This window comes from Vibrio sp. T3Y01 (assembly GCF_013114525.1).
In the GTDB taxonomy this organism is placed as follows: Bacteria; Pseudomonadota; Gammaproteobacteria; order Enterobacterales; family Vibrionaceae; genus Vibrio; species Vibrio chagasii_B.
Genome location: NZ_VTXJ01000024.1, coordinates 61,925 through 87,146 on the forward strand (window position 1 = coordinate 61,925; position 25,222 = coordinate 87,146).

The 25,222-nt window shown below is 40.7% G+C and carries 23 protein-coding genes and 6 pseudogenes; 13 read left to right on the top strand and 16 right to left on the bottom strand.

What is annotated here, in order from left to right:
• The first annotated feature begins 90 nt into the window (after positions 1 to 90).
• Complete coding sequence (locus F0232_RS20805) at positions 91 to 987, top strand: cation diffusion facilitator family transporter (protein WP_061031165.1); 897 nt, start codon at positions 91 to 93, stop codon at positions 985 to 987.
• A 38-nt stretch (positions 988 to 1,025) separates the two neighbouring features.
• Here F0232_RS20805 and yddG read toward each other — a convergent pair whose 3' ends face one another.
• Both yddG and yjjG read right to left on the bottom strand, forming a co-directional pair.
• Complete coding sequence (gene yddG / locus F0232_RS20810; RefSeq protein WP_061031166.1) at positions 1,026 to 1,952, bottom strand: aromatic amino acid DMT transporter YddG; 927 nt, start codon at positions 1,950 to 1,952, stop codon at positions 1,026 to 1,028.
• A gap of 449 nt (positions 1,953 to 2,401) precedes the next feature.
• Entirely contained in the window at positions 2,402 to 3,076 is a 675-nt protein-coding gene (yjjG, locus tag F0232_RS20815) for a pyrimidine 5'-nucleotidase (protein ID WP_061031167.1), read from the bottom strand.
• Between the two features lie 215 nt (positions 3,077 to 3,291).
• Between yjjG and F0232_RS20820 the strand changes: the two genes are divergently transcribed.
• The 3 genes from F0232_RS20820 to F0232_RS20830 all read left to right on the top strand — a co-directional run bounded on the left by F0232_RS20820 (position 3,292) and on the right by F0232_RS20830 (position 5,975).
• The gene (locus F0232_RS20820; RefSeq protein ID WP_171731948.1) at positions 3,292 to 3,468 is read left to right on the top strand and encodes a hypothetical protein; all 177 of its coding nucleotides are present in this window, start codon (positions 3,292 to 3,294) and stop codon (positions 3,466 to 3,468) included.
• A gap of 239 nt (positions 3,469 to 3,707) precedes the next feature.
• Positions 3,708 to 4,856 (top strand): L-threonine dehydrogenase, encoded by a 1,149-nt coding sequence (gene yiaY / locus F0232_RS20825; protein WP_105058035.1) that lies wholly within the window; start codon positions 3,708 to 3,710, stop codon positions 4,854 to 4,856.
• Positions 4,857 to 5,051: 195 nt separating this feature from the next.
• A complete protein-coding gene (locus tag F0232_RS20830) occupies positions 5,052 to 5,975 on the top strand; it encodes a hypothetical protein (RefSeq protein ID WP_061031169.1) in 924 nt (307 codons plus the stop codon).
• 108 nt (positions 5,976 to 6,083) lie between these two features.
• On the opposite strand, the gene F0232_RS20835 is transcribed toward F0232_RS20830, so the two are convergent.
• On the bottom strand, positions 6,084 to 6,518 hold the full coding sequence (locus tag F0232_RS20835; RefSeq protein WP_004740303.1) for a YccF domain-containing protein: 435 nt from the start codon (positions 6,516 to 6,518) through the stop codon (positions 6,084 to 6,086).
• A 234-nt stretch (positions 6,519 to 6,752) separates the two neighbouring features.
• Here F0232_RS20835 and F0232_RS25210 point away from each other — a divergent pair, with 234 nt between their 5' ends.
• Complete coding sequence (locus F0232_RS25210; protein WP_008218887.1) at positions 6,753 to 6,878, top strand: hypothetical protein; 126 nt, start codon at positions 6,753 to 6,755, stop codon at positions 6,876 to 6,878.
• Between the two features lie 99 nt (positions 6,879 to 6,977).
• Here the strand turns inward: F0232_RS25210 and F0232_RS20840 are convergent, their stop codons facing one another.
• Entirely contained in the window at positions 6,978 to 8,054 is a 1,077-nt protein-coding gene (locus F0232_RS20840; protein WP_105058034.1) for a low specificity L-threonine aldolase, read from the bottom strand.
• A 304-nt stretch (positions 8,055 to 8,358) separates the two neighbouring features.
• On the opposite strand from F0232_RS20840, the gene F0232_RS20845 reads away from it, so the two are divergent.
• The 3 genes from F0232_RS20845 to F0232_RS20855 all read left to right on the top strand — a co-directional run bounded on the left by F0232_RS20845 (position 8,359) and on the right by F0232_RS20855 (position 12,641).
• Complete coding sequence (locus F0232_RS20845) at positions 8,359 to 8,973, top strand: NAD(P)H-dependent oxidoreductase (RefSeq protein ID WP_105058033.1); 615 nt, start codon at positions 8,359 to 8,361, stop codon at positions 8,971 to 8,973.
• A 3-nt stretch (positions 8,974 to 8,976) separates the two neighbouring features.
• Positions 8,977 to 10,902 carry a monovalent cation:proton antiporter-2 (CPA2) family protein gene (locus F0232_RS20850; RefSeq protein WP_105058032.1) on the top strand — a complete coding sequence of 642 codons (1,926 nt, stop codon included), beginning with the start codon at positions 8,977 to 8,979 and terminating at the stop codon, positions 10,900 to 10,902.
• Positions 10,903 to 11,417: 515 nt separating this feature from the next.
• Positions 11,418 to 12,641, top strand: a complete 1,224-nt coding sequence (locus F0232_RS20855; RefSeq protein ID WP_061031173.1) for a DUF819 domain-containing protein — start codon at positions 11,418 to 11,420, stop codon at positions 12,639 to 12,641.
• 78 nt (positions 12,642 to 12,719) lie between these two features.
• On the opposite strand, the gene F0232_RS20860 is transcribed toward F0232_RS20855, so the two are convergent.
• A complete protein-coding gene (locus tag F0232_RS20860) occupies positions 12,720 to 12,965 on the bottom strand; it encodes a hypothetical protein (RefSeq protein WP_061031174.1) in 246 nt (81 codons plus the stop codon).
• Between the two features lie 287 nt (positions 12,966 to 13,252).
• Here F0232_RS20860 and F0232_RS20865 point away from each other — a divergent pair, with 287 nt between their 5' ends.
• Positions 13,253 to 13,411, top strand: coding sequence for a hypothetical protein (locus tag F0232_RS20865; RefSeq protein WP_253821976.1), 159 nt, complete (start codon positions 13,253 to 13,255; stop codon positions 13,409 to 13,411).
• 44 nt (positions 13,412 to 13,455) lie between these two features.
• On the opposite strand, the gene F0232_RS20870 is transcribed toward F0232_RS20865, so the two are convergent.
• Both F0232_RS20870 and F0232_RS20875 read right to left on the bottom strand, forming a co-directional pair.
• A complete protein-coding gene (locus F0232_RS20870) occupies positions 13,456 to 14,301 on the bottom strand; it encodes a hypothetical protein (RefSeq protein WP_105058030.1) in 846 nt (281 codons plus the stop codon).
• A gap of 174 nt (positions 14,302 to 14,475) precedes the next feature.
• Entirely contained in the window at positions 14,476 to 14,610 is a 135-nt protein-coding gene (locus F0232_RS20875) for an L-threonine 3-dehydrogenase (RefSeq protein WP_008218904.1), read from the bottom strand.
• Positions 14,611 to 14,786: 176 nt separating this feature from the next.
• Between F0232_RS20875 and F0232_RS20880 the strand changes: the two are divergent.
• Both F0232_RS20880 and F0232_RS20885 read left to right on the top strand, forming a co-directional pair.
• Positions 14,787 to 14,897: pseudogene (locus F0232_RS20880) on the top strand (IS5 family transposase); the annotation flags it as partial.
• A 134-nt stretch (positions 14,898 to 15,031) separates the two neighbouring features.
• Positions 15,032 to 15,810, top strand: a pseudogene (locus F0232_RS20885) (IS5 family transposase).
• A 153-nt stretch (positions 15,811 to 15,963) separates the two neighbouring features.
• Here F0232_RS20885 and F0232_RS20890 read toward each other — a convergent pair.
• Genes F0232_RS20890 through F0232_RS20915 form a run of 6 tightly spaced genes read right to left on the bottom strand, consistent with a single transcriptional unit; the run spans position 15,964 to position 22,215 of the window.
• Complete coding sequence (locus F0232_RS20890) at positions 15,964 to 17,061, bottom strand: hypothetical protein (protein ID WP_171750967.1); 1,098 nt, start codon at positions 17,059 to 17,061, stop codon at positions 15,964 to 15,966.
• Positions 17,062 to 17,079: 18 nt separating this feature from the next.
• Positions 17,080 to 18,696: a hypothetical protein gene (locus tag F0232_RS20895; RefSeq protein ID WP_171750968.1), complete on the bottom strand. Its 1,617-nt coding sequence runs from the start codon at positions 18,694 to 18,696 to the stop codon at positions 17,080 to 17,082.
• Positions 18,683 to 19,513: an aminoglycoside phosphotransferase family protein gene (locus tag F0232_RS20900; RefSeq protein WP_171750969.1), complete on the bottom strand. Its 831-nt coding sequence runs from the start codon at positions 19,511 to 19,513 to the stop codon at positions 18,683 to 18,685. The genes F0232_RS20895 and F0232_RS20900 overlap by 14 nt, the downstream gene beginning before the upstream one ends.
• On the bottom strand, positions 19,510 to 20,202 hold the full coding sequence (locus F0232_RS20905) for a histidine phosphatase family protein (protein WP_171750970.1): 693 nt from the start codon (positions 20,200 to 20,202) through the stop codon (positions 19,510 to 19,512). Before F0232_RS20905 ends, F0232_RS20900 begins: the two co-directional genes overlap by 4 nt.
• A 2-nt stretch (positions 20,203 to 20,204) precedes the next feature.
• A complete protein-coding gene (locus tag F0232_RS20910; RefSeq protein ID WP_171750971.1) occupies positions 20,205 to 20,981 on the bottom strand; it encodes a GNAT family N-acetyltransferase in 777 nt (258 codons plus the stop codon).
• A 52-nt stretch (positions 20,982 to 21,033) separates the two neighbouring features.
• Complete coding sequence (locus F0232_RS20915) at positions 21,034 to 22,215, bottom strand: hypothetical protein (protein ID WP_171750972.1); 1,182 nt, start codon at positions 22,213 to 22,215, stop codon at positions 21,034 to 21,036.
• A gap of 763 nt (positions 22,216 to 22,978) precedes the next feature.
• Between F0232_RS20915 and F0232_RS20920 the strand changes: the two are divergent.
• A pseudogene (locus F0232_RS20920) lies at positions 22,979 to 23,294 on the top strand (IS3 family transposase); the annotation flags it as partial.
• A gap of 111 nt (positions 23,295 to 23,405) precedes the next feature.
• Here F0232_RS20920 and F0232_RS20925 read toward each other — a convergent pair.
• The 3 genes and pseudogenes from F0232_RS20925 to F0232_RS25125 form a co-directional block, all read right to left on the bottom strand.
• Positions 23,406 to 23,592: pseudogene (locus tag F0232_RS20925) on the bottom strand (transposase); the annotation flags it as partial.
• 142 nt (positions 23,593 to 23,734) lie between these two features.
• Complete coding sequence (locus tag F0232_RS25120; RefSeq protein ID WP_253821978.1) at positions 23,735 to 24,142, bottom strand: hypothetical protein; 408 nt, start codon at positions 24,140 to 24,142, stop codon at positions 23,735 to 23,737.
• A pseudogene (locus F0232_RS25125) lies at positions 24,088 to 24,432 on the bottom strand (KilA-N domain-containing protein). The gene F0232_RS25120 and the pseudogene F0232_RS25125 overlap by 55 nt, the downstream one beginning before the upstream one ends.
• 520 nt (positions 24,433 to 24,952) lie before the next feature.
• Between F0232_RS25125 and F0232_RS24960 the strand changes: the two are divergent.
• Positions 24,953 to 25,222, top strand: a pseudogene (locus F0232_RS24960) (hypothetical protein); the annotation flags it as partial.

Here is a 25,222-nt window from a genome sequence, read left to right on the forward strand (position 1 = left end):
TGTTCTGTAACATAAACATCATCAGATAAAGTTTGAAAATCTCGCTCAATATTAGAACAATGAAATTATCAAAAACATCTGGAAAATATTATGTGTGACAGGAAAAGCCAAAACGAAAATCGAGTTCTATTGTTCTCAGCCCTTTTAGCATCAGGCTTCGCTATTGGCGGATTGGTGTTGGGTCTTCTCGTTGGCTCTCTGGTCATAGTATTTGACGGTGTCTACTCTCTTATCAGCTTACTGTTAACTTTATTGTCACTAGCTGCCTCAAAATACATTAATCGCCCTTCTGATCGTGAATTCCCGTTTGGTCGTGCGATCATTGAACCTATCGTCATCACGATTAAAGCCGCTGTCATTTTACTTGTGGTTGGTTATTCACTGTATTCAGCGATTGGCGCTTTGATGACAGGTGGTCGTGAAGTTGATGCTTCTATCGCAACTCTGTTTGGTATTTTTAACGTATTGGGCTGTGGTTATGCATGGTGGTATATCGCTAAGAAGAGTAAGAGCATTTCATCAGGCTTGATTCAAGCTGAGTCTAAGCAGTGGCAAATGGATACACTGTTGAGTGTCGCGGTAACAGCAGGTTTCGTCGTGGCTTGGTCAATGACATTCTCGCCGTTCGCAGAGTACGCTGTGTATGCCGACCCGATGATGATGTTGCTGATGTCTTTCTACTTCATCAAAGTACCGTTCGATATGCTAAGAGAAGCTATGCGTGAGCTACTAATGATGTCGGCAAACAAAGAAATTTGTGACGCGGTAGATAAGAACGTTGTCGCGGTAGACAAAGAAGCAGAACAAGATTTGGAGCTAATCGGTGTGACGAAGGTTGGTCCTGAGCTAAGAATCAACGTTGATATTCATACCAACGACCAACAAGCGATTGCGGTCGATGATATTGAACGTACGCGCCGCCAACTAAAGCGACGCTTATCTAAGATGCCATATGAGCTTCAACTGAACCTCAATATCGCAAGCTAATTCTCATCCTAGCAATCGGTAGATAAACACAATTGCTATTAAGATTGAACCTCTTCAGAAGCCGACGCCTTAACCGTCGGCTTTTTCTCTCTTGTAACCCACCAACAAGCCAGCGACCCAATCGTCACCATACATACTCCCTGCCAAAATGTGATAGTCAGCGTTAAACCTAAAATCATAGAAGAGAGTAAGGTTGCAAAAATTGGCGTGAAGTAAGACATAGTTGCGAGAAAGACCATGTTGCCACCCAATATCGCGGTATTCCAAAGCGCGTAACCCGCGCCCATACACACGCCCGCCAGAGCCAAATCAATCGCGGCACTGCTCGTCATTACCATACCGGTTTCACTGCTCAGTGCGTATTTGATCCACAAGGTGATCGCTGTAGCGATAAAGAACAACACAATCGCATTCTGCCCTTTCGCAACTTTCTGAGTGTAATTACAGTAAACCGCCCAAATAATCGCGCCGAAGAACGCCATCGAATAGGTTTTGGGGTTAGTCGCGATATTTGCCGCAATCTGTTCAACAGAGAGGCCTTGGTCGCCACTGATGCTCCAAGCCACACCAAAGAAAGCTAAAAAGATACTTGGGTAAACCAGCCAATTTATCTTTTTATCGCTAAGTAATACCGCAAACAATACTGTCAGCGCAGGCCAAAGGTAATTGATAACCGCCATCTCTAAGGCTTGATGTCGGTTATTTGCCATGCCTAATGCCAAGGCTAGAAAGATCTCGTAGCAAACAAACAGCGCGCCACCAATCAACAAATAAGACTTTGAGAAGCGTTTCAGCTTAGGTAACCCCATCACGCAAACCAAAAACAGTGAACTCACTGTGTAAAGACTGGCTGCGCCGCCAATTGGGCCTAATTGCTCTGACACGCTACGAGATAACGCAATTAAGCAGCTCCAAAGTAAAATGGCAGCAATGCCGTAGCAGCTATGGCGATGAGATTTCAGCACGCTTATTCCTTCTATTTATTATGAGTAGTTATCGTGGCAGCTTAAAGCATAAATACGCCTGAGTACCACAATCGAAAAGTGAAACCTGTAGAAATTAAGTAGCCGAGCACAGAATTGTACTCGGCTATTAGGGCGTGTTGAACTTTCGTGGTTAAATTTTGTTCGAGATAAAAGCGCTTTAATCGCGGCGAGGGAGAAGTAGCCTAGTCATTCTAAGCAAATCTCCCTCAACAAAGAGTAAAACGCTTTTAGCCGAACCCTTCGGGCAGCGTTTGCTGGTCATTTCTACTGCGTTATCGGCATCTCATGTAGGCTAGCTACACATCAAAGCCTCTGCCTTGTATAAATACCCAGCAACTCGCTGCAAAAATCAGCTCGAAAGATCAACACGCCCTAACGATCAACGAATAAAGAGATGATCAATGAATAAAGTTAAAGTCAGTGAGCTGTTACGCTAACAGAAGTGCTTGTAGTTCAGCCAAAGACTTCACTTGATAATGAGGGTTAATACCTTCTGGCGTCGCCTTCTCCTGGCTGTTTAACCAACAGGTCTCGATACCAAAATCTAAGCCACCTAAAATGTCTGAGTGTGGGTTATCTCCCACCATCAAAATGCGCTGCTTTGCTGGTAAGCCAACAAGCTTGTGTGCATGTTCAAAGATCTCAGCATCTGGTTTAGCAACGCCGACTTCTTCAGAAATGATCACATGTTCGAAGTAATCGGTCATGCCAGTGCGCTCTAAACGGATCGATTGCAGCTCAGTGAAGCCATTAGTAATAATGCCCATGTTCACTTTGCCTTGTAACGATTCCATTAGCTCTTTGGCACCCGGTAGCAAAGAACAGATGTCCGCCATTGCTGTTAGGAATGCGCTGTTTAATTCTGCAGTTGTTGTTTCTAACTTTTGTGCCCAGCTTTCGAAGCGTGTGTGCTTCAGTTGATCAGCCGTAATTCGGCCATCTTGATAGTCTACCCATAGTGGTAGGTTAACTTCTTGATAAACGGAATAATCCTGCTCGCTAAAATCCACACCAAAACGTGAGAACATTAGCTTCATTCCTTGAAAAGCGTCAAAGTGGAACAAGGTTTCATCCGCATCAAAGAATATCCAATCGTACTTCATTATCTGTCCTATTATTCGCGCTATCGAGCCGAATTTATATTTTGTTCTTTCCTAACCTCAACGGTTAAGTGTGCATTCTACTACCATTTTTGTGAGCCTGAATATAGTTCTAATAATTTATAGAAAACAAGCAACAAGTCATGATGTATCGCAAATTTTGCCACATATTAAACCAATACCATAAAGGAAATACACGAAATGTACCGGGAGGTACTATGAAGCACTTCTTACCGTCATCCGTCATGCTCACTCCATTCCTGGTCAAATACTACGATGAAGAGCCTCAAGAAGCGTCAGATTCGCCTGAGCAATCAGAAACTCAGGTCGAGTGCAGTACTGATTCTGTTCAAGAGCGAACAGAAGAAGAACGCGAACCGGCAGTGTCTGAATAACCTTTATTTTTCATGGTTATAGAGCAGCATACTGGCCAAAAATCTATCAATCATTCGCTATCCATAACTGGCAATATACACATCAGAAAACCATAAAAACGATTGCTATATGAGCCCTATCACAACCAATAGCCAGAAAGTGGTAGTTCGGAATCAAAGTTGTTCCAGATCAATGGTCGACCAGTTGTTTGCCGACAACATATAGGCAATTAAAAATCATAATTAACCGGAGTTTTCCAATGTCTAGTGCATTTTACATCCCTACAATCAACTTCATGGGTACTGGCTGTCTAAAGGATGCTGCTGATAGCATTCAGTCTCAAGGCTTTAAAAAAGGTCTAATCGTAACCGATAAAATCCTAAACCAAATTGGCGTGGTTAAGCAGGTACAAGACCTTCTTAGCGAGCGCGGTGTAGACGCTGTGGTATTCGATGGCACTCAACCAAACCCAACCATCACAAACGTAAATGATGGTCTTGAATTACTGACTGACAACGACTGTGATTTCGTTATTTCTCTAGGTGGCGGTTCTCCACACGACTGCGCGAAAGGTATCGCTTTGGTTGCTTCTAACGGCGGCAAGATTGCAGATTACGAAGGTGTCGATCAATCTGAAAAACCTATGATGCCTCTTATCGCTATCAACACGACTGCGGGCACCGCTTCAGAAATGACACGTTTCTGCATCATTACAGATGAAGAGCGCCACATTAAGATGGCTATCGTTGATAAGCACACAACACCGCTTATTTCAGTAAACGATCCTGAACTAATGCTTGCTAAGCCTGCATCACTGACTGCTGCAACAGGTATGGATGCGCTAACACACGCAATCGAAGCTTACGTTTCTATCGCAGCGACACCAATAACAGACGCTGTAGCGATTAAAGCAATTGAACTTGTACAAGCTCACCTAAGAACGGCAGTAGCGCACGGCGAAGACATTGAAGCACGTGAGCAAATGGCTTACGCACAGTTCATGGCGGGTATGGCGTTCAACAACGCGTCACTAGGTTATGTTCACGCGATGGCGCATCAGCTAGGCGGCTTCTACGATCTTCCACACGGTGTATGTAATGCTATCTTGCTACCACACGTTCAACGCTACAACGCGCAAGTTTGTCCTGAGCGTCTACGTGATGTTGCAAAAGCAATGGGCGTTAACGTTGAAGGTATGTCACCAGAGCAAGGTGCAGAAGCTGCGATCGAAGCGATTGTTCAACTAGCAAATGACGTGAACATCCCAACAGGTATCGCGCAACTTGGTGCGAAGCTAGAAGATATCCCTACTCTGTCTGACAACGCACTGAAAGACGCATGTGGTTTTACTAACCCTAAACAAGCGACCCACGAAGAAATCTCTGCGATTTTCGAAGCGGCAATGTAATCTGCCATTAAGTCACTTATAAACTTATCGACAAACGGGCTCACCTACTGAGCCCGTTTTCTTTACCTACCATATGCTATTCAAGTCTCTGTTTTAAATAGCCACTGATCCAGATAAATCTCTTTAAAAGTCGCATTGTCGTAACTGCTTAGTTATAGTCAAACTATTGATACATAGAATGACAAACAGGTTCCATTGAGTCGTTGGATAGTTAGCTCCTCATTATTAGCATCGCTCGTTTCCCACTCTGCCTTCGCGGAGGAACAGGATGAGTGCCACAGCCAACCGTTAGAAGACACGCGCGTCGAAAAAGCTTACCACTACCTAAACAGCAAGTTTTGTCAGCCCGCAATATGGTTCGATAACTTCTTTGTGGATGACCGTATTACCGAAGACGCCAGAGCAGGAACCTCTGTACGTTGGTATAATGATTTCATCTATTCTGAGGGCGGTGACGTAGATTACTCCACCAAACTAAACGCACGCTTACATTTACCCTTTGTCAGTAAAAGGCTTAAGCTAATCTACGAGTCTGTTGGTGATGAAGAATTCTTAGACTTCTTCCCACAAGATTCTGAAGAGTTAGAGAATGCTCTTGGCCTTCGTTATGACGCCTATGCCAAGGGTTATAGTAGTTTCAATATCAAAGCGACATTGCGCCCAAGAATAGAGGCTCGCTATCGTTTTACCTACCCGCTCACCACAGATGCAGTATTCCGGCTAACTCAACGTGTGTATCAAGAGAAGAAAGAGACGGGAGAGATCACTGATATCGATTTTGATCTCTCTTTGAGTGACGATTTCTTAGCGCGTTGGTCTAACTTTGCTGGCTATAACGATGACCTCAAAGGCTGGGAGTATGGTACGGGCATTACCTTGTACCATTACCTTTCTCAAGACCAAGCTCTGCAATACAGCGCCACGATAAACGCGACCAGCGAGCCATATAACCACTACGAATACTCGCAAGTGTCGGTTACCTATCGAGAAAACATTTGGAAAGAGTGGCTATTTTACGAGATTACTCCGCGCTATCAGTGGGAGCGAGAGCCTTACGAAAAGCACACGGAAGAAGCGAATATCACGCTTCGAATTGAAGTCTTGTTCAATAACGTATAGCGGCTAGATAAGCTTGATAACACAAATCGAGAACCAAGAGCCAAGAGCCAAGAAAAAGCACATCAAATGATGTGCTTTTTGGTTTCAGATAAAGGTTAAGCTAAATTCTTACCCTTTGTAATTTCTTACTCGTGCCGCTTCTGCTTCGCGTTTATCAACCACCGTTTTACCGATTGGTGCCAGTGAGATAACCGCTAGCTTAAGGTGCTGAATCGCAAACGGAATACCGATGATGGTAATGAAACATGCCACCGCTGACATGATATGACCAATCGCAAGCCAAATACCTGCAAACAAGAACCAAATGATGTTACCAATCATACCTAACGGACTGGTACCAATATCCATTTCATTGGTCAGCTCATCACGAGAAATCGCTTCTTGACCAAATGGAAAGAACGAGAAGTTACCCATAACAAAACACGCTCTGCCCCACGGAATACCAACGATGGTAAGGAATGCAAGCAGCCCAAAGAACCACCACGCCAATCCCATAAATACGCCACCGAACAGAAACCAAATGATGTTACCTATTGTTTTCATTCTGTATTCTCCAACTCTTTGAATGCTGTTTAATTACTATGCCAAATAAGGCTGTGCTTCTTTCAATAAGTTCATTATTGCTGAGCCTTTATGAACCGTTTATGAATCAACGCGATTTTCTGTGTTTGATGCACACCACGAAATACCAAATCCGCATAGGGCAGTGCTAATTTATTTGATACCATTCAGTTCTAACCCAAGCGCAGACTCAACAACGAATTTAAGGCCGAATCTATGAACAATACAGAGCAACCTAAAAAGAAAATGAAAAACTGGGTGCCTATCGTCTTCTTCGGAGTTCTTAGCACCGTTCCAGTATTCATGTTCCTAGTCGACGTGTACATCAACCAATATATGTAACACACCCTCTATTGTCCCGACTTAAATGAATACAGGTAAACACACCTGTATTCATCCTAGTTAGCACTCCTCACTACATTCAGTCCAGCCGTTCGGTAATCAAATCAGTGCTTCGCTAATGAGGTCCAAGATATCGATAAGCTCGTGATCCGGCAGGTTTAATAAGTTATCCCCCACATACCACTCAATTTTGCATTGATTCGGTAACTCACAGATAGCTGGGTTTCCTATCCATACCTTATGCTTACTAGCAATATTGTCTCTTAAAGCAATCCCATCTTCGTAACTTGCCGGCAAATAAAGATGTAGCATGTTCGCTTGCGGTTGTTGTGGGTTCACTTTGAATTGAGGGTAATCTAACAAGATTTGGTAGATCTGTTTCGTGCGTTCATACAAAGGGGGCATCTGCGCTAGTCGTTGATCAAACTGCATAGCTGCCGATACAACATAAGGTGTACGGTGATACACATTACCGCCTTGTCGTTTCATCCAAGCTGACGCCTTCGCAACAAACGCTTTATCACCCAACAACAGTGAGCCACCAAGTCCATTTAGCCCTTTGTATAGCGAGACATAAGCACTATCAAAGCCCTTTGCGATTTCGCTGTAAGGTTTTTGATAATATGCACCACACTCCCACAAGCGCGCGCCATCCATATGCAGATGAATGGATTGTTCGTTGCAATACTGCTTAATCGCTTCGAGCTCTTCCCACTCTGGTAGCTGACCACCTATCTCTCGCATCGGTAACTCATAAAGCGCTGCTGCGATTTCATCTGGCCACGCTTTCAAGTCATCGACATTCCAAGTGCGAAACACATTGCCCACTGGCAACACATTAAAGCGGTTCTGGAGCTGGTACCCTTGGCGCTCATGACGCAGGATATGACTCGATTCATGCATCGCGACCAACGGGTTTCTTTTCTCTTGGCAGGCGATCTCTAGTGCCGTTGGTTGATTCATAGTGCCAGTGATAACAAATACAGCCGCTTCATATCCAAGCAGCTCTGCAACTTTGGCTTCAAAGCCTTCGATGAACTCACCATCACCGTAAGTATCGTGATGTATGTTGTGCTCTTCACACCATTCAGCCATCTGAGCAAATGTTTGGGCCGGAGTCGGATCTAAGTGACCTGAAAGAAACAAATTACACTGTTGACGCAAGTCCATGCTCATACTTTTTCCTTTATTCATTGTTGTTCTATGTAGAGAGATTGAATTATTTACGTTCGCTACCAACGTTGACATAAAATACGTCTATTCGCTTTTATTATTCGCGAATAATTAGTTTTACTTAGTCATAGTCTACGTGTGCCAGAAATACGCAAACTAACGAGTGTTTTATATAATTAAGCACTCGATAAACCTATGTATCTAAATAGATAAGTATGGGCTAATTCGTTGTTCTTCAATCATTCTTCTATTATTGTATATCTATAATTCCAATAAGCATTATTCGTTAACGGACAAAGAGGGCTTTATGTCGAAAAATCGAGTCTTGGTGCTATTCGCCCACCCTTCTCAGCATCGCTCTGAAGCAAACAAACCCTTATTCGAACAAGCCAAGCGTATTGATGGCGTGACCTGTGTTGATCTCTACGCTGAATATCCAACTTTCAAAATCAACATCGATCGTGAACAGAAACGCCTGTTGGACCATGACATCATCATTTTCCAATTCCCACTTTATTGGTATTCAACTCCGGCAATTCTAAAAGAGTGGCAAGACCTTGTTCTTGAGTATGGTTTTGCCTACGGCACGGATGGCAACGAGTTAGAAGGTAAGAAATTCCTTTGCAGCATTACTGCGGGGGGGAAAGAGGACGCCTACCAAACTGACGGCTACAACCATTTTACCATTCGTGAGCTACTCCACCCTCTTGAACAAACCGCTGCTTTGTGTGGTATGGAGTATTTAGCACCTTATGCGCTATTTGGCTCGCGAACCGCCTTGGAAGAGAACCGAATAACCGGACATGTTGAGCGCTATAAATTTTTGTTGGAGTCGCTAGTCGCGGGCAATATTGACTACAAAAAAGCAAAGAAAGCCGCGAAGTTAAACCACTACCTCGACGAAATCATCAACAAGGACTAAAGAATGACTGGATATTTTTTACAAGCCTTTATCTACTTAGTCGCCGCCGTGATCGCAGTGCCGATAGCTAAGCGTCTTGGCTTAGGCTCAGTACTGGGATATTTAATCGCAGGTGTGGTTATCGGACCTATCATCGGCCTTGTCGGTGAAGAAACCACCACCATTCAACACTTTGCCGAATTCGGCGTGGTGATGATGCTGTTCTTGGTTGGCCTTGAGCTCGAACCTAAGATGCTATGGGCAATGAGAAACCGCTTGATGGGGCTTGGTGGCCTACAAGTAGGAGGTACAGCAGCGATTGTAATGGGCATTGCTCTAGCCTTTGGCCAACCTTGGACTATCGCTCTCACTATCGGCTTAATCTTTGCGTTGTCATCGACCGCGATTGTACTTCAAACATTCAACGAGAAAGGCTTGTCTAAGACTGAAGGCGGTAAGAATGCCTTTTCGGTTCTATTATTCCAAGATATTGCCGTTATTCCGATGCTGGCATTCATTCCTCTGTTGGCGTTGCCAGAATTAATTGAAGCTGCACAAAGCGCGGTCACTTCAGCTTCTGACCACCATGAAGAGTTAAGTCTGGTTGCTGGTCTACCTGGTTGGGCTTATGGACTTGTGATTACCGCATCTATCGCGATTGTGGTTGTTGGCGGGCACTTCTTAAGCCGTCCACTCTTCCGCTTCGTCGCAAGCTCTGGCCTGCGTGAGATCTTCACGGCAACGGCACTGATGCTGGTTATTGGTATTGCTGCACTGATGAGCCTTGTCGGCTTATCGCCTGCACTAGGCACTTTCCTTGCGGGTGTTGTACTGGCGAACAGTGAATTCAGACACGAACTGGAATCGAACATCGACCCGTTCAAAGGACTGCTACTTGGCTTGTTCTTTATTACGGTAGGTGCGGGAATCAACTTCGATGTTCTATTCAATGATTTCATCCTAATCATAGGGCTAACTCTGGGTGTCATGTTACTTAAAGCAGCTGTGCTTTTTACCTTGGCATTGATTTTCAAAATCAAGAACAGCGATCGTTGGCTATTTACACTGAGCTTGGCGCAAGCCGGTGAATTTGGATTCGTACTATTAAGCTTCTCGGCGCAAAACCACGTATTGCCGGCTGACATTGTTCAAACGCTCTCACTAGTGGTTGCTCTTTCAATGTTCCTAACTCCGGGCCTGTTTATTTTGTTTGATAAGGTGATTCTGCCTCGTTACGAGCAAAAATCGAATGACCGTGAAGAAGATACTATCGAAGAGAAAGGCACAGTAATCATTGCGGGTATCGGGCGATTCGGTCAGATCGTTAACCGCTTATTGGTATCGAACGATGTCAAAACGGTTGTTCTAGACCATCAGGCTAACCAAGTCGACGTGTTGCGCTCTATTAATATCAAATCTTACTTTGGTGATGCGACTCGTCACGATCTGTTGCACACTGCGGGTATCGAAGAAGCAGCAATGCTTGTTGTTGCTATCGACAATCAAGATTCAAGCGTGGAGTTGGTCAAGTACGTTAAGCACTCCTACCCTAACGTAAAAATCTTGGCTCGTGCGTTCGACCGTGGTCATAGTTACCGCTTAAGAGAGGCTGGTGCTGATTTCGTGGAATCAGAAACCTACTACTCAGCACTAGAAATGGGCGCACAAGCCCTACGCTCGTTGGGTCATCATCCATTCTTCGTAGAACAGCAGAAATCGACCTATCAACGTGTTGAAAGCCGTAAGTCTGAAAAGCTATTCAAAGCTTGGTCGGAAGCTGAAGACAACCCAAGGTACGACAATAACTATCGACAGATATTTATTCACCTTGAAGAAGCGATGAAAGAAGACATGAAGAAAGACCGATCCGATAAGCATTCTCGCTCAGAGCGTGGTTGGACACCGCCTCCAAAAGGTTATGCAGACGGTTTTGAGGAAGAGGAATCATAGACTTCGATTCTCAATCCCAATTAAAAGCGGCTATTTAGCCGCTTTTTCTTTATCTATGGCCCCTAAATACCGCAAACAAGTGCCATTTATTGATACCTAAGCGGATAATAATCGCAATTAATGTGATCAGGTTATAATTTTTAATCTCATCCCTCTCTTCAAAAACGAATTCACTTTTTACATTTTTGAAACATACCCACCCTGCATAAACCCCAGTAAAAATGCGGCTTAATATGCACTTCCTTTAACTATACTGAACTCAGCTAAAATTCCAACAACCAGTTTCAGGGCGTTGAACACCATTGCATATATCAAAGCCGACCTTACTAACCTTTACAAAAACATTCACACAGCAAATATCTGAAGCGTCTAATTCACAAACCAAAGCCAATCTAGTTAACACAAATGTTTCAAAGGATGTCTATCGTTACAATTTGTAACGAATTGAAGTTGTCGGTATAGTCCTGCCATCAAAAAAGTGAGACCTATGCGCTCACCTTAAAGGAGATATAATAATGATCACTAATGATGCCGTAATTATGGGCATGTTAGCTGTTATTCTTGGCGGTGTATTTATCACGGAAAGTAGCCAAAACAGCGCACTGAAAAAATTCTATTCATTCATTCCAGGCCTATTGCTCTGCTACTTTGTTCCTTCATTGTTGAACAGCTTTGGTATCATCGATGCGTCAAACTCAAAACTTTACTTTGTAGCAAGCCGCTACCTACTACCAGGCGCACTGGTTCTACTGATCATTTCAGCAGACCTTCGTAAGATCTTTGGTCTTGGCTCAAAAGCCGTCATCATGTTCCTAACCGGTACCGCTGGTATTATCATTGGTGGTCCTCTGGCGATTCTAATTATCGACCAAGTAAACCCTGATCTTGTCTCTGGTGACGTATGGCGCGGCCTAACGACAGTAGCTGGCTCTTGGATCGGTGGTGGTGCAAACCAAGCTGCGATGAAAGAAGTATTCGAGGTAAATGACAAACTGTTCTCAGCAATGATTACGGTTGACGTTATCTGTGCAAACATCTGGATGGCAGTACTACTGATCATGGCTGGCCGTCAGAAGAAAATTGACGCATGGCTAAAAGCAGACACTTCTTCAATCGAAGAACTGAAAGAGACAGTATCTAAATACCAAGAAGAAAACGCTCGCCCGACAACAACAACCGATCTCATGAAGATCGCTGCGATTGCTTTTGGTCTAACAGGCCTTGCTCACTTCTTCAGTGACTTAATCGCACCATGGATCTCAACGAATGCTCCAGAACTAGCAAAATACAGCCTAACATCTGGCTTCTTCTGGCTAATCGTTATGGTTACAACGTTCGCGTTGATCGCTTCGTGCTTCAAATCGACACGTAGCCTAGAGCACAGTGGCGCATCGAAGATTGGTTCAGCGTTCATCTATATCCTAGTTGCTACCATCGGTATGCAAATGGATATTACCGCTATCTTTGACAACCCAGGTTACTTCTTCATTGGTATCACATGGCTAACTATCCATGCTCTACTCATGATTGCGATGGCTAAAATCATTCGTGCACCGCTGTTCTTCATGGCAGTAGGTAGCCAAGCTAACGTTGGTGGCGCGGCATCAGCTCCAGTGGTTGCAGCAGCATTCCACCCTGCATTAGCTCCAGTAGGTATCTTGATGGCGGTACTAGGTTACGCATTAGGTACATACGGCGCTTACATCTGTGGCCTAATCATGCAGGCTGCTGCGGGTTAATTGAGCTCACCTTAGCTCAAGCTATCCATTAAACATCAAAGTCCGATATTGGTACGCCAATATCGGACTTTTTTATGTCTACAGGTTAGTCATGATGTAGTGAAAACAAGGAATTAAGATCATCTGTAGCCCCAAGAATGCCAGCAGATACTGAAGAGTTTCATTTTTGGACTTCTCAATCTTTTTGTTCACATACGACTGAGATACCGGGTCGATTTCATTAATTGAATCTTTAAATGCTTTGGCAAGTAACACCGCCCTCTTCTCTGGAACGCCTGCCTTAATCAATGTGTTGGATAATTTTCTAACGTCTACTCGTACCATTTTAAACACCAATAATTAGATTAAGTGCTTGAAATCTATCATAGAGAATAGATCGTATCTCACTTCAAAATGAATCGTGTGTTTTAAGTTTATTCTTAGTTTCAAACCGCTTTCGGTTTTGTTTTCATTAGCTTTTCTGTAGGAAGATTTAGACTTAATTCCATCCTGTTGATACTAAAACAAACCATCGTTCAGGCTAGCTAAACACCTGTTAGAAAATCATTGATTTATACGAACACATCTATCCAGTTATATTGCTTATCAAAGTGATTAACAAGGTGATGACGATGGGCGAACTCGATAGATACTGCGAACAAATCAACCTAGAACTGACAGAGCAAGATGTTGCTCGCCTTGGTTGGAACAAGCCTATGTTTAGCAAGTGGATTCCTACACTCTCAGCTATGTCTTTGTTGGCTTTGTGGCTAACTTATTGGTTTTATTGAAAAGGCCAAACGACGACCGTCCAGCCTCTATCTCTTAAACCCTACTAATCGAACAAAGATGCTAGCTTGTTTTCAACGACTGGGCTGACGTTAAAGCTCAACATGAAGTCCGGGCGAGTCTTTTCATCTTTCTCGATATAGTAATTAGCTTCAATACCAAACTTCCAAGGACGACCGTTGAACACCGTTGTTTTACTTACGCTAATATTCAACGGAATTTCAGCCTGCTCTTTGTTCCAGTCATAGGAAAGTGTCGGCGCTGAGCCTACCGTCCATCCTCCCTCCAACAACTCTACCCAAAACAACTGCGTAGATGTCTTGTTGATGCGTGTATCAGAGTGATCCGCGCCATTGCCAGATACACCATAAAGGTGGCTTGGGAACACACCTACCACGCGATCGGCGCTTACTTTGCCGTACATAAACTCAGGACCAACAGCAAACTGATCCGCCGTGAGTTCACTACTTCCGGTTGGTAACGAAGCAAACACACCAAAAGCGGCAATGGTCCCGCCTTCCATTTTGGGCGCATAAGCTAGGTCAAAGGAAATATCACTCACTCCCGACTGATCCATATGTTGGGAACTTATCGGCGTATTCACATTGAAATCATTCTGAACATAAGAGATAGCCGGGCGGAAAATGATTTTGTCGCCGTTCTCCATAGGGAATGGTAGCGTCGGCTGAAGAACCGTAGCAAAACTGTCCCCTCCTCCGTCGTATCCGCCAGAGTATTGAAGTTTTAAGTTCAGGCTCGCGTAAGCCGTGTTCGGGTTTGCAAGTTCCTTTGCTGCCTGCTCTGCTGTTTGATTACTTTCTTCATTAGCAATCACGACAGTAGACGTTAATAATAATCCACTCATTATTACAGCAAGTGATTTACAAGCCATTAAGCCCTCTCTAAATATAAACGCTGTGTATTTACGCGTATTTTAAAGACTGCCGATATTCAAAATAGCCATTAGGCGACATGGGAATTTGTTCGCCCTCAAAAAACAAAAATGCCCCAAATTTCTTTGGGGCATTTTCATTGTGGAACTAGCTAAAGGTCTCACCCTATTGGCTTATTCCCAATCTAGGATTACTTTACCAGACATACCAGAGCGCATCATGTCGAAGCCTGCTTGGAAGTCGTCTACTTTGTAGTGGTGAGTAATGATTGGAGATAGATCTAGGCCAGACTGGATTAGTGAAGCCATTATATACAATTGCAAATTAAATCATTTAAGAACAAAATCTTACAAAAAAACAAAATTGACAATGGCGACAAAATGGCGACATCTTTTGACCTCTAAGAGGCGTTGTTGCTTAAATCAGTTAAACCTTTTCCAAGAACTGCGATCTGATCCTTTGTGATGATTAGAACAGTGGTAACATGGGCAAAGCGAAAAAGAAGATTACTAACTGGGCGGAGTACAATAAGGCTCTATGTAAACGTGGTTCGGTTACGTTCTGGATAGATGACTCAGCCATAGATGCATGGAAATGGCTTTATTGCGTACTTCGATGGAACTAAATTAGGAAGTTACGATCTGAGCGGCTACATCAGTTAATCATCTTAGCCTTATGCCGAAACCTCGTTACAAAACAAATAACTAGAAACAGTACAACAAAGCCCTAATCAATCGTGGTTCACTCACTTTCTGGATTGATGAAGAAGCTGTAAGCGAATGGAAGTAAAGCAAACAGAATAATCGCGGTAGGCCTCGTCAATTCAGCGACCTAGCCATTACTACCGCACCGATGGTAAAACGCGTTTTCTCTATGCTATTGAGAGCGCTGCAAGGTTTTCTAGACTCTGTATTTAAGCTGGCTAACATACCGCTTGTTTGTCCGCATTACACCTGTATAAGCCGTCGAGCGAAGGAAGTTGAGGTTTCATTTAAAACCAAAACCAGAGGCGTGATACAGCATCTGGCCATCGATGCCACTGGTCTCAAGGTGAATGGAGAAGGCGAATGGAAGGTCAAAAAGCATGGTACTGATGGGAAGCGCAGAGTCTGGCGTAAGCTACATTTAGCAGTCGATACCAGCACCCACGAAATAATCGCAGCAGAGCTGAGTTTATCTAACGTTACCGATGCCGAAGTGCTTCCCAACCTACTTAAGCAGACACGTCGTAAAATCATTGAGATATCAGGTGATGGTGCTTATGACACAAGACATTGCCATGATGCTGAATATATAAAGCGAGCAGCTCCAACAAGAAGTGGAAAAAGCGGTATGGTTATCATAAGCGCTCGCTCTCAGAAACAGCAATGTATCGGGTAAAACCATTGTTAGGTGGGAGACTAAGCCTAAGAAATTACAACGCTCAGGTTGGCGAGACTTAGGCAATGATCAAAGCGTTGAACAAGTTTACAGGGCTTGGTATTCCTGAAATTCATTGTATTGATTGAGTATCAATCAACATGGGCAGCCATGTCGTCTTACTTAATTAAACAACAAAGCCACTACAAGTCTGAATTTTTTGCCAATAGTATTAATCCAACTTTTAGCAAATAGTCCGTCACCCCAGTCAATTAACACTCTGTAACGGACTTAAATAATACTTATATTGCCTTATCCAGTAAGCCTAAGTTTTCGCTCGGACAGTCGGAATAGATTGAGTCCTGCTCATACTGTTGTCTGTTGGAAAGTACAAGTGTAGTTAGATTCGTTTTCATATCATCAACATCACCATTAGTAAGAAAACATCCATCCTTTATGTGGGTAATACTTTCAGTTTCCATTCCATAGTCAGATACTACATAACCATAAACATTGATATACTTACCGATCATGCCTACTAGCTCCTCTATATCGAAGCATGAGCCTTCAACTAATGTCAGCACAATACCTTGTTTAATCATATTTGCAATCTGTCGTACCTTGTCAATAATTTCCATTGACCTATAGCCACTACCAGAAAGGTAGACGATATTTTTTTTACAAGAGTCCTTATAAAGTGATGCAAGTATTTTTAACCCTACAGGGGTAGCAGAGAAAAAAGATACTTGATATAGGTTAGTATCAATACCAGCGTCTAAGTCGTAGATTAAAGGCGAACCATCACATAATACTACAGCTCGTTTCTTACTATCATCATTTGAAAAGTTCCTTAGAATATTACTTGCACATATAATATTTTCATTGAAATCTTTGCCATTATATTTAAAGGTTTCAATATACTTGTTATCCAAGCCTATCTCGGATAAAAAACTAACGAAGCGATCATAGGCAATTATAACATCAGACTTCTCTATCTCACTATGTGCCTCTTGTGTAATACCAAATTTAGGTGTAATCCCAACAAAAGATAGTTTTTTTATCTTACCAAAGTGTGCATTGTCACGTTTAAGTCCTTTGTATGATTCTGATTGGTATCGAATACTACTGTATGGTATCCATACTGTAATAGGCTCATGTAAAGGTAAACTGTCGAAATTGATTACGTAGTATTCTTTCATCTCATCACAATCTATATAATTGTATGATATAAAAGTTACTTCTCTAAATGTTCTTTGAATTAGCTTCATGCTAAAAGAATCATTTATTATAGCGAAGCCACAAAATATCGGAGATAAGTGCTTCCCATTATAATCTAGGCCTAGCCGATAGTTTTCCTTGATTGAATCAAGGGACTTGAAGATGCCATCTAACTTATTCATAACTTCTTTTCAACTATTTTATATAATATTTATTGTTTTTGTTTCTATGCAGACACTTAGGTCAACGAGTACGAATGTTTTCAGCCAATAAGGATGTCTGGGCAGCTTTTTATCGATTGGAAGTGATAGACATACTTTGTTAGATACTATATCGCTTTTCACAAAATGATTTTTCACTCCAAACCTACCAACATCAGACAATAGAACTACAACTAAACTATTTTCTTTTAAGTTAGATATTTTTGCGGTTAACTCTTCTCTATTAACTGAAAGATTTGTTGAAAAACTGGAGCGTTCATTTGAACTTTCTTTCTGTAATGAGCAATTACCACAATAAGAAAAAACTCTATTATTTTCGTAAACCAATTTATTTATAGAGGATGAACATTCATTACAAACGTCATCAAAGCCATGAGTCAATTTAAAAGAATGAAACATATTCTCATTTATTGAAACAACACCTTTTGAAGATTTCCGAATTAATTTATCAACCATTTCGTTCTGAATTTTTCTCACGCGTTTTTCAAACAAAGATTGTATATTGAATAATGTAGATTCGAGATCATCTCTTATACATCTTAGCGCTTGCTTCTTGAGATTTTTTATCTCATCAATGTAGCGACTCATTTCGTATACATCATTTTTCATAGTGCTGATACTAACACCTGTCACTGATTTCGTTTCAACGAGACTTTGTAGCCCTCTAGATACTCTCTCTTCAAGTTTTTCAAGCTTCACCAGAATATCCTCATTCTTGATTAAGTGCTCGACCAACTTTGGTGGATTAGAAATTCGAGTAAGAGGATCACCTACTATAAGCATTGACCTTTGCTCATAAGAACGGAGAGAAGACTCAGTATCATCCAGTGCTTTGTATATCGGGCTTCCATTAATAAAACTGTTTACGAAAATTAGAGTTTGATATTCTGTACTATTATGGACTACTGGTGAGCCTATAAATGCCCTACATTCTGTATTGCGCGCAAAATCTATTGCTTTATTAAAACCTGTCCCATGAGAGTTTATAGAGTTACATGTGTTTAAAAATAGCACCTCACTGTTTATACTAGAACTATTTAATACAGTTCGAGGTGCGTAATAACACTGGCTAGAATTTTCACAACTTAATGTAAGTTCCTCATTAGAGTCAAAACACGGTGATTTAGAACATAAAACAACATTAGGAAGGTATGTAGCATCAACTCTTCCATGTGATGTAATAGCTATGAGGTTATATTTTCTTTTAAATAGTTCTAATGTTTCCATCTCCGATAGCTTTTTCTCTTCGGAAACATACTTAAAATTTTCTGAAGTAACTTTTCGGTTTGAAAGCCTATCTATAACAAGATTACCTTCATCAGAATAATAACTTGGTTCTGATATAATAAACTTAGAACAATTTTCTATAAATTTATATCCAATCGACTTATCAAGTTTTCTACTCAATTGTAAAATATCATATGCAGTGCACTGCCCTTCTTCTGCTATTATATACAGAGTATCAAATATCAGGTCTATAGACTCTAACTCTTTAATTGATTTATAATGGAAAATTTTTCTATCAATCATATCCTCTACGACTGTACTTCTGGTCAGATTTACCACTAAACAGTTTAAAGTGCTATGACAATTCATTGAAACACCCAATAGCATTTTCTAGTTTACTTCTATAAAGATTACTGTTCTCTGAACAATCATTTTTATAAAACAATGTTAGCATCAAATATACATCTATAAGATATATATATATTCTACCTAATTCGTTTTTATTAGGTTTCCTAGTTAGATACTTATCTATTATTGATAGGTTTTCCTCAAAAGATATCAATCGCGCGATATCCATAAGTGGGTCTCCGACTAACGAATTGCACCAGTCTATTACACCAACAATCCTAGAGTTCTTACATAAAATATTTTCGTTTCTAAAATCGAGATGAAGTAAACTATCACCTGCACATCTAGAATTTAGGCAAGACAAAAGCTCTCGATAAATTTTAGCTATAGGATCTAAAGATGGACTATAAATTTTTGATGCTCTGTCCATAAGTCGGTTTATAATATATTCGTCGAATGTTGTTGTTGAACCTCTCGAGATCGATGCTACAACGCCACTAACCGGCAGAGCGTGTAACTTTTTTAAATAGCAAATTTTTTCATCTATACTGCACGTCGAGCCATCGCTTTCTATGTATTCCATTTCCAACATGAGTTTTCCTAGATTAGTTACTAATCTAGGTTGACTCGGCGCGAGTAATGCTTTGCCCTCAAGAAAGTTCAAAATGTCATACTCTTGATTGTAGAGGTCTATATCCATTACAAAGTCATCATTGCCATCGTTAACTTGTGCTGTTTTATGAACCTTGACAATCGTATTTTTTTCTTTGGAAAAGAATACATCAGCTTCGTAACCAGAAGACAAATACCTATAATCTTCATAAAGTAATTCCATCATACCGTAACCTCACTATTAATTAGATGAGATACATCACCAACTTTCTTAATTGTAAAAAAAACATCATCGAAATCATCATCATCGTACGTATTGTGTATGATAATCTCCGTTATGGAAGCATTTGGTATCTCAGTAACACAGTTCACATTACAGCAACTACTTTTCCCATTAATAAAGTTAAGTAGCATGTTAATCCAAGAAAAATGACCAAAAATTGCGATCGTTTTTCCAAAGTTACTGTAGTCACTTGATATATGTTTCAAAAACGCTTCACACCTTCCCTGAACATCTTTTGGTGACTCTCCTTTTTTGGGTCTCTCTTCTGCTTTAATAATTCTACGTAATATATTTTTTTCTAATGTATCTTTACTAAGTATCCGCCAGTCCTTAAAGGTATGAGCCTCATTTAATAGACAGTCAATTTTCACTTTCAGACCAAGGTTTTTTATTAGCGGTAAGGCCGTATTTTGAGTCCGAGATAGCTCCGAACAAATCACATCATCTACCTTATATTGTTTCATGATATGCTGACATACTTCTACAGATTGATTATCTCCAATATCTGTAAGTGAGGAATCGGAAGCAATCTCTTTGCCATAGTGTTCAGCATTTCCATGTCTAACAAAAACAACTCTAATCGAAGATTTTGGTAGTTTATTGTGACCAATAACTAAGTCAGTCCTAGCCATTATTATATTCCCTTTATTTTTTGTCTGTTTATAATGTATTGTTTTAACTGAGCCTTTATTTTTCTGTTAGTAGTTGAAAAATCTAGGTTCACGGTATGTGCCTTGAAACCAAATTTTTTTTTGAATTGGCTTATTCCTCGCCCAAAATCTAGTACACCAACTTTTCTTGAAACCGATTCTTTGATCAAATGATCGTATAGCACATACGATGTCTTGCTCGTTTTCAATGTGTCCTGTTCAAAAGCTGCAAGCCATAAACAAATATAGTTTTCATTTTCTAGAGTGATGCCTATACCAACCAAATCACCTTCATTATCTGTACAGCATACCTTTTTAAATTTTTTACTTGATAAGATGTACTTCAATAGATTATCTGGAAGCATTTGTTCAGGCATACCTTTGCGACTCAAGTTTAGTTTAAGAAGCTGGACTATTTTTTTATCATATGCTGGTTTATAACTCGATATGCGTACATAACTTTCCTTTACTGCTTTTTTTATATCATATCTTTGTTTTTTGTTGACGAAAGCATAATTAGCGTCAGGGTTTATCAAGATTGCTGTTTCATAAAAAGGAAGACCTCTTTCAGGCTCCAATGTTAAGTTTACAAAGATACGATCACTGTTACGTTCATCAGTCAGTTTTAATGTGGGTCCTGACCATAATAGAAATGGTGTGTTAACCAATAATTTGTCAGCAAACTCAAAACCTTTAAATGCATACTCCGTATAGGGGCATCCATTTATCTTATAAAAGCCACTATTTTGTTTTTCACTCATTCTGTAGAAAGACATTATGTCCGACACAACATTCTCATCCATAAATGGATGATTATTCGGTAACCTCACCTCTTTCTTCCTTATAATTTTTATAAAATATGATGCCAACTACCATTTCAAAAATAAAAAGCAGAGTATAGATATCAAAAGTATCGAACGTGGTGTATTTGAGTATCATTCCACTAAATACCGCACCGGATGAGAAAGCGATGGTCTCATACATTCTGAATTTGGCATTGAGAACATTAAGGTCCTCAATTTTGCAGAGCTTTTGCTTTATATAGGATTCATTTACCATCCACCTCACAAAACCTACCCCCGCCAGTAACTGTGCGAATCCCAGCATTACATACAGTTCTGAGACCGACGTTATCAATGTGCCCATAAATATCAGACATATTGAAATGAACATATCAAGCTTGGGAGTAAAAGTTAGATACTTAGAAAGAACAAAGTGATTGAGAATTACACCTAAGGAGAAGAATACCATTAAGAAGCCGAAGTCAATTTTGCTGAACTTTAAACCACTTAATATATGTATCACATAAACTGAGGTGAACGCTCCGGTAAACATACTAATAGTGCAGCAGTACGTCAGGAGTGACTTGGCCTTAGAAGGCATCTTAAATCCTGCTGTTGTTTCATTGCTAGTTAGAGAACTTGTTTTCGATGTTTCTATTGAATCCAAGGTTCTTCTAACTGGTGATGAGAATAGAAATGAAACAACTACTAAGGCAAGAATAAGACCACTTAAGGTATTATCACTTGCAATCGTTAAGATTAAAGCGGCTAAAGGTGGTCCAATGAAATCATTGCTAAGCGTCGTGGATACTTGAAGTTTCGAGTATCCTTGCCTTATTTCTTCTTCGGACTTACACACTACCTTTGGTAGTGTACTAAATGTCGAATCGTAAATCAGTTCCATAAAGCTAAATAGAAAAACGATAGCACCGAAGACAAAGACGTTTACCATATCCATGAGAGATAAAAATAGCAAAGCAAATAATACGAGAATCCTACAAATAGAGCTAGTATATAAGCTATCGCTTAAGTTATTTGTTAGATGTTCAATTTTGTATCCACATACTATAATCGATACCGGCCTCACTATTGACAAAAGTGTTATAATTAAGGGGTCACTTGTGAGCATATAGGAAATTAAAGGAATGGCGCCCATAAAAAGGCCATCACCTAAATTGCTCAGCACAACTGGCGTTAATAATTTATTATTCATTTTTATTATCCATATAAATAGAAAAAGAAGCTTACTATTTACACTATCAATGCGCAATTAAACACACTAGCTTAAAGTTCTGTTTTTAATGAAAATTTTTCTGATTTATAAAATTACTCACTAATGTTGAGTATAAAACAATCAAATCGCCAAAATTAATACAACACTCAATAAAAATTCAAGCAGAGTTAGAATAGTCTACGTCTAACGACCACATAATAATTTTTAAGTTAGTTGCTACGTGTAGAGTTACAGTACTCCAGATACTTCTTTCAAGTAGGCGTTTAGAATCATAGTAATCATATTATTAACTAAACTATCAGTATTTTGGGGGGGATTTCTTTTTGTTATATTCATTCTAAATATGCCGCATTGGGGTCTATATTTATAAAAAACCTTGAAAATTATTGTCGTACAATTTGGTTCTTTGCTAATTGGGCTGCTATCGCAAAATATACAAAGATTCTCGATAGATACTTGGCCGTAATACACTAAACGTAACGCATCGTTTACCACGTCGCATCGAGCCGAAAACCACAACTCTCTCACAAATATTCTTGATATCACCCGATCTCATCCGCTTCTGCATATCGAAGCAAACTCACCGACTTCTCACCCCTGCGACCAGAGTGGTTCTTGAGTATGTATTCCGTACTCACAAACGCTTGAACCTAGCCGTTCGCAAGCAAGTACGTCCGTACTCTGATTTGCCAGATAAGGGAACACTGTCCCGTCCTGAAACGTGTATACACATTGAGGTCTAATGACGACCATACCAAATAAACACTACGTTAAGCGCATTCAGCGTAATTACACACTAGGCTTTAAATTGCAGGTTGTAGACGCCATCGAAAAAGGCAACATGACCTATGAACAAGCCCAACCAATTTACGGCATACAAGGCCGTTCAACCGTTCTTACTTGGTAAAAAACATGGAAAAATGGATTAGACTACCAATCCAAGGAAGAGCATGATGCCTAAATCACCGAGAGCGAATGAAACGCCCGCCCAAAAAATAAAACGACTTGAACAAGAACTCAAAGACGAACGTCTTAGATGTCTTATTCTCAACAGGAGCTGTTAATATTTTTGACGCTGAACAGGCTTTGTTGAGTAATTCAATGGAACTAAATCAAGAACCTACGATCTGAGCAGCTACATTCACTCCCTCTCCTAGCCCTATGCCTAAAACTCGTTTCACCATGAGCGCTGTCGTGATAGCTAAATCACTGAACCGACGCGGCTTGCCGCGCTTATTCTGTTTGCTTTGCGCCCAACCTCTGATCGCTTCTTCATCAATCCAAAACGTCAACGTCAGAGAGCCACGGTTAGTGATATGGCTTCCAGTTGGTTGTTTTGTAACAAGGTTTAGACATAGAACTTGGAAAAAGAAACAAAACACAATTTAAATCAGAATCTTAAACGAGAGTTTATGTATAAAAAAACAGTAAAACAGCGTTATTTATACCCATAAATAACGCTGTTTTACAATGAATGCCGCCATTTTTGCCGCCGCTTTTACATAACCCTGTTCAACAACGAATTATGATTTCGGCTTAACGCCATCACATCATCTATCAACTTCTCGATTTGCTTTTGCTGCATTTGCATTCGGCCTTGGAAGCTTTGGTATTCACTTCTATCCACTAATGCTAAACCACTATCTCTAGCTTGTTGCTTGAGTAATTGTAGTTCTGGGGTTTGACTACGCAATTCATTTTCTAAGTCTTGTTTAAGGACTCTTTTTGCCAATGCGTGTTCAAAGCCACGCTCTTGTGACCAAGCATTTGTATTGAATACAGAATTGTAGTGCACATGTACAGTTTGCGCTGTTACGTTTTTCGCCTTAGCCAGTTCAAAGATTAAGTCGTTTAAGGATAGGTCTTGCGGAACGATTGAAGTTGGAAGTGCAGGAGCTGTGGGCATACACGAATGACATTTAGATGGAATTTTGGGCTAATCCACATTGCGTATGAGTAGACCAATTCTTTGCATACCCAAGTCCCCGCATTACTACCGCCACGTTTGGTGTTTACAGCAAAGTGCTAATTAGCACTTTGTTCAATTTCATTAATCAACTCTTGAGTTTGATGGTTGCGAAGAAACTGAACTGGCTTGTGTTTTGAATGTCCACCACTTGCTTTATGCAGATCATTTAACGAATACAAATTATCGAGTGTGTGGATGTCTTTAGAAAGAATAGTTAGATTGGTCATAGTGACCTCCGAAAGAGAAATTAGACTCCTTCACCACTCAGAGGGTCCAATCAATGGGTGGTGAACTGAACAAGGTTGGACCTACCGCTCTCTCGGAACACGGCCAGCATAAAGCTGCCTCGCCCAGCCCACCATAATATTGCTAGAACAATCCCTGAACGAATTGCCTATATTTGGATACGATGAATCCACACATAAAAAAACCAGCAATATGCTGGCACTTATGTGCCGAGAAATTCAAACGGGGGTCCAATCCCGACGCTGGATTTTGCCAGTGCCGTAGCAGATTAACGATGTGGGAGATCGGTGCCAAACGTTTAATAGCATAGTATATCGTATAGGGCACAGTTCTTACAATCAGCTTGCCTATCCCATGAACGTAGACAGGATCGAGACAAAACAATTCCAGGAAAGACACGCCGTTCCAGAGTCACACTAAATTATTAATTAATTTAGATTCGTTTTATTTGTAACTATTGTAGTTTGGCCACTCAAACAAATACGAATGAGAGACATTATCATGGTAAAGTTAAAGAAAATCATAGTTTCTTCGTTTTTCCTCTCCCCAATACATTGTTATTCCATAGAAATTAGAGGGGAAGCTTTACAATCGAATGACTCTTACGAAAATAAGATTAGTAATAAAAAATCGTTAGAGTTAGTAGCCTCCGGCTGTACTGGGGCCCCCTCTTGGATTGATTACCCTTCCTTACCTCAAGAGCCTACAGAAACTAGTAAATCCGATACTAATTGCAGTTTTATGCAGTTTGCATGGCAATCTTTTGCTTAT

Coding starts and splice junctions, on each gene's coding strand:
- F0232_RS20805 (WP_061031165.1), top strand. CDS start 91: ATGTGTGACAGGAAAAGCCAAAACGAAAATCGAGTTCTATTGTTCTCA.
- yjjG (WP_061031167.1), bottom strand. CDS start 3,076: ATGAAGTACGATTGGATATTCTTTGATGCGGATGAAACCTTGTTCCAC.
- F0232_RS20820 (WP_171731948.1), top strand. CDS start 3,292: ATGAAGCACTTCTTACCGTCATCCGTCATGCTCACTCCATTCCTGGTC.
- yiaY (WP_105058035.1), top strand. CDS start 3,708: ATGTCTAGTGCATTTTACATCCCTACAATCAACTTCATGGGTACTGGC.
- F0232_RS20835 (WP_004740303.1), bottom strand. CDS start 6,518: ATGAAAACAATAGGTAACATCATTTGGTTTCTGTTCGGTGGCGTATTT.
- F0232_RS25210 (WP_008218887.1), top strand. CDS start 6,753: ATGAACAATACAGAGCAACCTAAAAAGAAAATGAAAAACTGGGTGCCT.
- F0232_RS20840 (WP_105058034.1), bottom strand. CDS start 8,054: ATGAGCATGGACTTGCGTCAACAGTGTAATTTGTTTCTTTCAGGTCAC.
- F0232_RS20845 (WP_105058033.1), top strand. CDS start 8,359: ATGTCGAAAAATCGAGTCTTGGTGCTATTCGCCCACCCTTCTCAGCAT.
- F0232_RS20850 (WP_105058032.1), top strand. CDS start 8,977: ATGACTGGATATTTTTTACAAGCCTTTATCTACTTAGTCGCCGCCGTG.
- F0232_RS20855 (WP_061031173.1), top strand. CDS start 11,418: ATGATCACTAATGATGCCGTAATTATGGGCATGTTAGCTGTTATTCTT.
- F0232_RS20860 (WP_061031174.1), bottom strand. CDS start 12,965: ATGGTACGAGTAGACGTTAGAAAATTATCCAACACATTGATTAAGGCA.
- F0232_RS20865 (WP_253821976.1), top strand. CDS start 13,253: ATGGGCGAACTCGATAGATACTGCGAACAAATCAACCTAGAACTGACA.
- F0232_RS20870 (WP_105058030.1), bottom strand. CDS start 14,301: ATGGCTTGTAAATCACTTGCTGTAATAATGAGTGGATTATTATTAACG.
- F0232_RS20875 (WP_008218904.1), bottom strand. CDS start 14,610: ATGGCTTCACTAATCCAGTCTGGCCTAGATCTATCTCCAATCATTACT.
- F0232_RS20890 (WP_171750967.1), bottom strand. CDS start 17,061: ATGAATAAGTTAGATGGCATCTTCAAGTCCCTTGATTCAATCAAGGAA.
- F0232_RS20895 (WP_171750968.1), bottom strand. CDS start 18,696: ATGAATTGTCATAGCACTTTAAACTGTTTAGTGGTAAATCTGACCAGA.
- F0232_RS20900 (WP_171750969.1), bottom strand. CDS start 19,513: ATGATGGAATTACTTTATGAAGATTATAGGTATTTGTCTTCTGGTTAC.
- F0232_RS20905 (WP_171750970.1), bottom strand. CDS start 20,202: ATGGCTAGGACTGACTTAGTTATTGGTCACAATAAACTACCAAAATCT.
- F0232_RS20910 (WP_171750971.1), bottom strand. CDS start 20,981: ATGAGTGAAAAACAAAATAGTGGCTTTTATAAGATAAATGGATGCCCC.
- F0232_RS20915 (WP_171750972.1), bottom strand. CDS start 22,215: ATGAATAATAAATTATTAACGCCAGTTGTGCTGAGCAATTTAGGTGAT.
- F0232_RS25120 (WP_253821978.1), bottom strand. CDS start 24,142: ATGCCCACAGCTCCTGCACTTCCAACTTCAATCGTTCCGCAAGACCTA.